Consider the following 7,069-nt stretch of genomic DNA (forward strand, 5'->3'; position numbering starts at 1 on the left):
AAAACTTTTTTATTCTTTAATTGACCGGAAAGTTTCTGGCACGCTCAGTATCAAGCCAACCAATTTGGTTGATTACATTTTAGGTTAATAGCCACTCAAGTTAATAACCATTTAAGTTAATAACAACAAATCTGGAAATCTGGGGAGCGGGTCAATGCGTAAATGGGGTGTAGGTCTTTCATTATTGCTGCTGGCATCAGGTGCTATGGCAAAAGATATTCAATTGCTGAATGTGTCATATGATCCGACACGTGAGTTTTATCAAGAATATAACCAGGCATTTAGTAAACATTGGCAAGAGCAAACGGGTGACAAAGTGACTGTACGCCAATCACATGGCGGTTCCGGTAAGCAGGCGACCTCGGTGATTAATGGTATTGAAGCAGATGTTGTGACTTTGGCGTTGGCTTATGACGTCGATGCTATTGCTGAGCGTGGTCGTATTGATAAAGACTGGATTAAGCGCCTGCCAGATAATTCTGCGCCTTACACTTCAACTATCGTCTTCCTGGTACGAAAAGGGAACCCAAAACAGATTCATGATTGGTCGGATTTAGTAAAACCGGGTACTTCGGTCATTACGCCTAATCCGAAAACCTCTGGCGGTGCACGCTGGAACTATCTGGCAGCATGGGCCTATGCGTTAGAGCACAACAATAACGATCAGGCCAAGGCGCAAGAGTTTGTCAAACAGCTGTATAAGAATGTGGAAGTGTTGGATTCTGGTGCGCGTGGCGCAACCAATACCTTTGTCGAGCGTGGCATTGGTGATGTATTGATTGCCTGGGAAAATGAAGCCCTGCTGGCCGTGAATGAAGTGGGTAAAGACCAGTTTGATATCATCACGCCAAGTATCTCTATTTTGGCTGAACCGACGGTCTCGGTCGTGGATAAAGTGGTTGATAAACGCGGCACCCGTGAAGTGGCTGATGCGTATCTGAAGTATCTGTATTCACCTGAAGGCCAGACTATCGCCGCCAAGAATTACTATCGCCCACGCGATCCAGCTGTAGCGGCTAAGTTTGCCAAGGAATTCCCGCAACTGAAGTTGATTACCATCGATGATGTGTTCGGTGGTTGGACGAAAGCACAGCAGGTACATTTTGCAACTGGCGGCGTATTTGACGAAATTAGTAAGCGATAAAGTAAGTAAATATAAGATAATGATTTGATAGCAGTAGTGGACTCAGCGCCCGTAAGTTAATGCTTACGGGCGCTTTGTTTTATTGGTCATTTTAATCCTCTGATTATTTTCACAATATTCCCCTTTCTTATAGATAAAAACTCCCCGATTCGCCACACAGTGAAAAATGCGTTATTGAATTAACTCGGTTAATTAGGTTTATTAATTAATGGGGATAAGGGAATGAAATTAGACAATACAATCAGTACGATCTCACCGATTTATACGCAACAAAATGAAAATCCAAGCCTAATGAAAAACCGCGATAGCTTTGCATCACAGTATAGCGTAGATGCTGAGTATAATTATGTGGACTCGGGAACCCACAACTTAGGAAAGCTAGCCACCTATACACCACCCAAAACCATAGAAAATAAGAAAGACCCTGTTGGTATAAAACCTGGCAACTATTCCTGCTTTGCCACCAAAGAGAATTACTTGGCAAACTATTTGTTGGACAGAGTAAATCGTGAGGGTAAGCCGCCTTTGTTGCTGCGGCCACTGGCTGCTTTGCTTGCACTTTTTGGTATTCACGGTTTTGGACAAACTAACTGTGCTTCTTGTGCCACCGCCGTTGCAGAGACATTGGAGAACAATGATGTCTACCTGGCTATGCCAAAGCTTAGAGGTGCAGATGTTAAAGGGATAATGGGCCTACCCATGAATAGCGGTGTGTCGGTTAATGAACCACTGACTAAACAACAGCCATTGAAAGCCGAAGATAAACTGCTGACTAAGCTACAGCAATTGAAATCCACGGATGACCCACTGACTATATTACAGCAATTGAAACTCGAGGATGAACTGAATGGCGTTATTGTGATTCATCGCCCGGCTAGATGGCAGTGGCTACCGGGTGCGACGCAAGGGCACGCCTGTAATCTGATCAAATTTAAAGACAGTAATCTTATTCATTTTTTCGATGCGCAGAAGAAAACCCATTTAAGCTTTGATCTTAGTATCAGCCAACAGGAGAAGCCTTTAAACTCGACTGATCAAAAAAAGCTTTCCAACCAGGAGGCTCAGATAAGCAAGTTTCTTGGCCCGATAGGTGCTGGTGGTATTGATTTATATATGAAAAAAATGCATGCAGATATCAATAAAAAGGCCGGAGCATCAGCCCCAGCCTAATGGAGAGCTTAAAACCTAAATTAGGCTTTTTTAGCTGCTGCGGCTGCTTTCACGATAACCGCGAAAGCATCAGCTTTCAGTGATGCACCACCCACCAGCGCGCCATCGATATCCGGCTGGGTGAACAGTTCTGCTGCGTTCTTATCGTTTACAGAACCGCCGTACTGGATGATAACTTGTGCGGCAATGGCGGCGTCTTGTTTGGCGATATGGTCACGGATAAATTTGTGAACCGCTTGAGCCTGCGCAGGAGTTGCTGATTTGCCAGTACCGATAGCCCAGATTGGCTCATAAGCGATAACCGCGCCTTCGAATGCTTTAGCACCCAAGGTGTTCAGCACTGCGTCTAATTGTTTAGCACAAACCGCTTCAGTTTGGCCGGCTTCGTTTTCTGCTTCGGTTTCACCGATGCACAATACTGGCGTCAGGCCGACTTCTTTCAGTACGCCGAATTTCTTCGCGATAAATTCATCACTTTCTTTGTGATAAGTACGGCGTTCAGAGTGACCGATGATGATGTATTGAGCACCGATATCTTTCAGCATTTCAGCAGAGGTTTCACCGGTAAATGCACCAGACAGATTCACATCAACGTTCTGTGCGCCCAGCGCGATACGGCTGCCCGATAATTCATGCTTAGCCTGATTCAGATAGATAGCTGGTGGGGCAATAGCCACGCCACAACCTTCAACAGTACTCAGTTCTTTACGCAGGTTAGCGATAAGCTCGTTAACCATGTGAGTGCTACCGTTCAGTTTCCAGTTACCCATAACTAATGGATGACGCATGTTTCTTCCTCCAACAAGGGGACACGAGGGTCAATAATAATGACTGCCCGACAGGCAGTTTACCTGTCCAACAGTATAGAGATGATTAGCGGCAATGGCTTTGCTTTTCGTCATTAATTGCGGCGAGATTATGCTTCAGATAGTGACAGCTTAATCGGTTCAACAGCGAAGGTAAGCCCCTTTTCGCCATTATCTGCCACCACATAGCGAATTGCGCCGACAGGATGGGCGAAGAAAGGTGATCCTTTGCCCTGAGTCAGCAGTTGCTGCACATTACTGATACTTTGTTCGAGTGTGAGCGTGGGTTCAAACTGACGCATCAGTGCTGCCATATAATTTACCGCGACCAGCCGGGCGGCTTTTTCTTCACTGCCTTTGATCGGCAAATAAGTAATTTGTATGGTTTTTATCTTACCTGTACCTCTCTCCAGCGCCGTGGAAGCATAGAGGTTTTCATTAATCTTGCTGGCTGCCCGGGTCAGCGGGGGCGCATCATCTTTTACCGTGATGGCGTGAAACTCACTGATTGGCAGGGTTGGGTTGGCGTGATTATACCGCTCACGGAATTTCACCAGAGTTAAATCAAAGGTTGGTGCGCCAGAAAGTAGGTAAGGTGCCGTTGGTTGAGTCTCTTCAGCCTGCTGATAACTGCCAACATCGGGGTCGGCATGAGCGCGGCTAACCGTTGCCATTAGCAGCAGTATTGTCAGCATTGCGGTTATTTCTTTTCTCATGGCTACGCCGTTGTTAAGAGTGTGTGGAGGGAATTAAAACGGTAATTGGTGGTGATTGTCAAAATTCACTGCAAAGATTATAGGTTAGTTGCGGCGTTGAGTTACTCTATTGTGCATATCAACTTTAGGTTATATCAGTTAAATAGGTCGAGTTATTGATGACAATACAGCAGTGGTGTTTCTCGTTGAAAGGCCGTATCGGGCGGCGTGATTTTTGGATCTGGATCGGGTTGTGGCTATTGGCAATGCTGATTATTTTCACCTTGGCAGGGCAGAATTGGCTGTCAACTCAAACCGCCGCTTTTGCTATCGTATTTTTACTGTGGCCCACGGCGGCAGTAGTGGTTAAGCGACTACATGACCGCAATAAAGCCGGTTGGTGGGCATTATTGGTGGTACTCGCATGGATGCTGATGGCCGGTAACTGGCAGATGCTTGCGCCGATCTGGCAATGGGGTGTCGGGCGATTTATTCCCACACTTATTATGGTCATGATGCTTATCGACTGTGGCGCATTTCTTGGAACTGAAGGGGAAAACCGCTTTGGCCCAGAGGCAGTACCGGTGAAGTTTTTGGCGGAAAAAGCACAGCAGTGAATCAGATTTAATAAAGGAAAAGAGCTATTGCCCCTGAGGTTAATCATAACTCAGTGAGTGAAGGGTTTACCGTACCTAGGGGCACTTCGACGGCTTACGCCGTTACGACCCCAACGGCACGATTCCCCTTCATTCGACTTTGTTAGCTGTCCACGGGCGCTATTGCGCCCTTGAATATAAGGTACTGAGTCTTACCAGTACCGGTTGTTACCAATATTGTTCGCTGGTCATATGCCCCGGTTTACGGCGTAAATGCTTACGCATCCCGCGTTGCTCTTTCAGCATTTGCTGAGTATCACGTACCATTTGCGGGTTACCGCACAGCATGACGTGGCTATCTTCCGCATCAATTTTCAAGCCGACCGCCGCTTCCAGTGAGCCATTTTCAATCAGTGCGGGGACTCTGCCGGTCAATGATCCTGGGGATTCTTCACGGCTGACAACCGTCTGGATACGCAGTTTGCCGTTATAGCGCTGCTCGAGCTGTTGCATTAGCGGCAGATAACTGAGATCGCGGGCAAAGCGAGCTGCATGAACCAGCACCAGATTTTTAAAGCGCTCCAAATCGCGCCCTTCCTGCAAGATAGACAGATACGGGCCAATGGCCGTGCCGGTTGCCAGCATCCATAACGTGTTGCAATCCGGAATTTCTTCCAACACAAAGAAGCCCGCCGCTTGCTTGGTCACCATTACTTCGCCACCCACCGCCAGTTGGTCAAGTCGTGGGCTGAGTTTCCCCTCAGGCACAGTGACCAGATAGAACTCCAGATTATTGTCACTTGGTGCATTGACGTAGGAATAGGCCCGCTGTACCCGCTCGCCGTCAATATCTAAAGCCAGCTTGGCAAATTGACCGGCAGTAAAGGGATCAATTGGCGCATTGACCCGAATACTGAACAACGCGTCCGTCCAGTGTTCAATGTGAGTAATTTTGCCGCTAACCCATTCAGCCATAATTCTGATTCCCTTTATTCAAATACTTATCGAAAGTAGTACTTAAAGCGCAGGCGATATTTTAGGTCATTTGGTTGAAAAGTATTATCGATTACGTGTGACACCCTTCGCTCTTGCTGTAGTTACGTAATATGGACAGTTAACTTTACGTCAATGGTGTTTTTATCTGCCAGTGGGCTATTTGGCAATATGTCGTGCTAGCTCGCTAAAAAATCTGAATTTGTTAGCTTATGCGCCCAGTAAGTGGTGTCGCAAAAATAGTGAGGTGTGTCGCAAAATATGGCTTTCGCTGCCAGGTATATGTGACACGAAGTCCGGCTAACAATTAGTTAAGATTATGAGAAAAATAGAAAATTTCCACCTGCTGGTGATGTTGATTCTGTTAGTTGCAGTCGGTCAAATGGCACAAACCATTTACGTTCCTGTTGTCGCGGATATCGCCCGCGACCTCTCGGTGCGCCCCGGCACTGTGCAGCGCGTGATGGCGGCCTATTTATTAACCTATGGCTTCTCGCAACTGATTTACGGTCCACTATCTGACCGGGTTGGGCGTCGGCCAGTCATATTGGCGGGCATGATGATATTTATGCTGGGCGCATTAGGTGCCTGGCTAGCAAATAGTTTGTCCTTATTGGTCGCAGCCAGTGCTTTGCAAGGCATGGGGACGGGGGTCGCAGGCGTGATGGCACGAACCATGCCGCGAGATTTATATGCTGGCACCGCGCTGCGTTACGCTAACAGTATGCTGAACATGGGTATTTTAGTTAGCCCGCTCATGGCTCCGGTCATCGGTGGGGTGCTGGCCAGTCTGTTTGGCTGGCGTGCATGCTATGCTTTCTTGCTTTTTTTATGTGGTGGCGTGGCATTTTGCATGTTCCGTTGGTTGCCAGAAACTCGCCCGCAGCAAACTGAGAAGCGGCGCATGCTGGCCAGTTTCCGCTTATTGTTATCAGACCGCGCCTTTAGTTGTTATTTGGTGATGCTGATTGGAGCATTGGCGGGAATTGCAGTGTTTGAGGCCAGCGCCGGTGTGTTGATGGGCGGTGTGCTGGGGTTGAGCGGGGTGACAGTCAGTATCTTATTTATCCTGCCCATTCCTGCTGCGTTCTTTGGTGCATGGTATGCCGGCCGCGATGGTAAAACTTTCCATAACCTGATGTGGCATTCAGTGATCAGCTGTCTGCTGGCGGGCTTGATGATGTGGATACCTGGCTGGTTTGGCGTTATGAATATTTGGACGCTGGTGATACCGGCGGCGCTGTTCTTCTTTGGTGCTGGGATGTTATTCCCGCTTGCCACGACAGGGGCGATGGAGCCATTCCCTTATCTGGCCGGTGCGGCGGGGGCTTTGGTCGGCGGGTTACAGAATGTCGGTTCAGGTCTGGCGACCTGGTTATCAGCCCTGTTGCCGCAAACCGGGCAATTCAGTCTGGGGCTACTGATGTTTGCTATGGCAGTCTTGATTTTGCTGTGCTGGTGGCCGTTATCTCACCGGATGCAACCGCAAGAACATCGGGTTTAACTGCGAAGAGATTCTTGTGAGCGAAGGGGTTAACGCACCTAGATACCGTCTTGCCAGCTATCTGGCAAGCGGTATTTCAGCCGTAAATGGTTTACCCGACTTCAATACGCCATAAGCTAACTGCAACAACTTTTTCATTGCTGCACACACCAGGCACTTAC

General features: G+C 47.8%; 7 protein-coding genes. 4 read left to right on the forward strand and 3 right to left on the reverse strand.

The features are described 5' to 3' along the window. The first annotated feature begins 154 nt into the window (after positions 1-154). On the forward strand, positions 155-1,144 hold the full coding sequence (locus QSV56_RS19865) for a sulfate ABC transporter substrate-binding protein (RefSeq protein WP_005165336.1): 990 nt from the start codon (positions 155-157) through the stop codon (positions 1,142-1,144). Positions 1,145-1,366: 222 nt separating this feature from the next. Beyond that, complete coding sequence (locus QSV56_RS19870) at positions 1,367-2,314, forward strand: toxin glutamine deamidase domain-containing protein (RefSeq protein ID WP_301213452.1); 948 nt, start codon at positions 1,367-1,369, stop codon at positions 2,312-2,314. Between the two features lie 20 nt (positions 2,315-2,334). On the opposite strand, the gene tpiA is transcribed toward QSV56_RS19870, so the two are convergent. Next, positions 2,335-3,102 (reverse strand): triose-phosphate isomerase, encoded by a 768-nt coding sequence (tpiA, locus tag QSV56_RS19875; protein ID WP_005175887.1) that lies wholly within the window; start codon positions 3,100-3,102, stop codon positions 2,335-2,337. A gap of 128 nt (positions 3,103-3,230) precedes the next feature. Next, positions 3,231-3,836: a DUF1454 family protein gene (locus tag QSV56_RS19880; protein ID WP_019080292.1), complete on the reverse strand. Its 606-nt coding sequence runs from the start codon at positions 3,834-3,836 to the stop codon at positions 3,231-3,233. Positions 3,837-3,994: 158 nt separating this feature from the next. Between QSV56_RS19880 and QSV56_RS19885 the strand changes: the two genes are divergently transcribed. Then, entirely contained in the window at positions 3,995-4,432 is a 438-nt protein-coding gene (locus tag QSV56_RS19885; RefSeq protein ID WP_026018356.1) for a DUF805 domain-containing protein, read from the forward strand. Between the two features lie 207 nt (positions 4,433-4,639). Here the strand turns inward: QSV56_RS19885 and fpr are convergent, their stop codons facing one another. Next, positions 4,640-5,386, reverse strand: a complete 747-nt coding sequence (gene fpr / locus QSV56_RS19890) for a ferredoxin--NADP(+) reductase (RefSeq protein WP_046049973.1) — start codon at positions 5,384-5,386, stop codon at positions 4,640-4,642. Positions 5,387-5,723: 337 nt separating this feature from the next. Here fpr and emrD point away from each other — a divergent pair, with 337 nt between their 5' ends. Beyond that, a complete protein-coding gene (emrD, locus tag QSV56_RS19895) occupies positions 5,724-6,908 on the forward strand; it encodes a multidrug efflux MFS transporter EmrD (RefSeq protein ID WP_046049974.1) in 1,185 nt (394 codons plus the stop codon). Positions 6,909-7,069: the final 161 nt, after the last annotated feature.

The organism is Yersinia sp. 22-579 (assembly GCF_030433455.1).
In the GTDB taxonomy this organism is placed as follows: Bacteria; Pseudomonadota; Gammaproteobacteria; order Enterobacterales; family Enterobacteriaceae; genus Yersinia; species Yersinia enterocolitica.

Coding starts and splice junctions, on each gene's coding strand:
- QSV56_RS19865 (WP_005165336.1), top strand. CDS start 155: ATGCGTAAATGGGGTGTAGGTCTTTCATTATTGCTGCTGGCATCAGGT.
- QSV56_RS19870 (WP_301213452.1), top strand. CDS start 1,367: ATGAAATTAGACAATACAATCAGTACGATCTCACCGATTTATACGCAA.
- tpiA (WP_005175887.1), bottom strand. CDS start 3,102: ATGCGTCATCCATTAGTTATGGGTAACTGGAAACTGAACGGTAGCACT.
- QSV56_RS19880 (WP_019080292.1), bottom strand. CDS start 3,836: ATGAGAAAAGAAATAACCGCAATGCTGACAATACTGCTGCTAATGGCA.
- QSV56_RS19885 (WP_026018356.1), top strand. CDS start 3,995: ATGACAATACAGCAGTGGTGTTTCTCGTTGAAAGGCCGTATCGGGCGG.
- fpr (WP_046049973.1), bottom strand. CDS start 5,386: ATGGCTGAATGGGTTAGCGGCAAAATTACTCACATTGAACACTGGACG.
- emrD (WP_046049974.1), top strand. CDS start 5,724: ATGAGAAAAATAGAAAATTTCCACCTGCTGGTGATGTTGATTCTGTTA.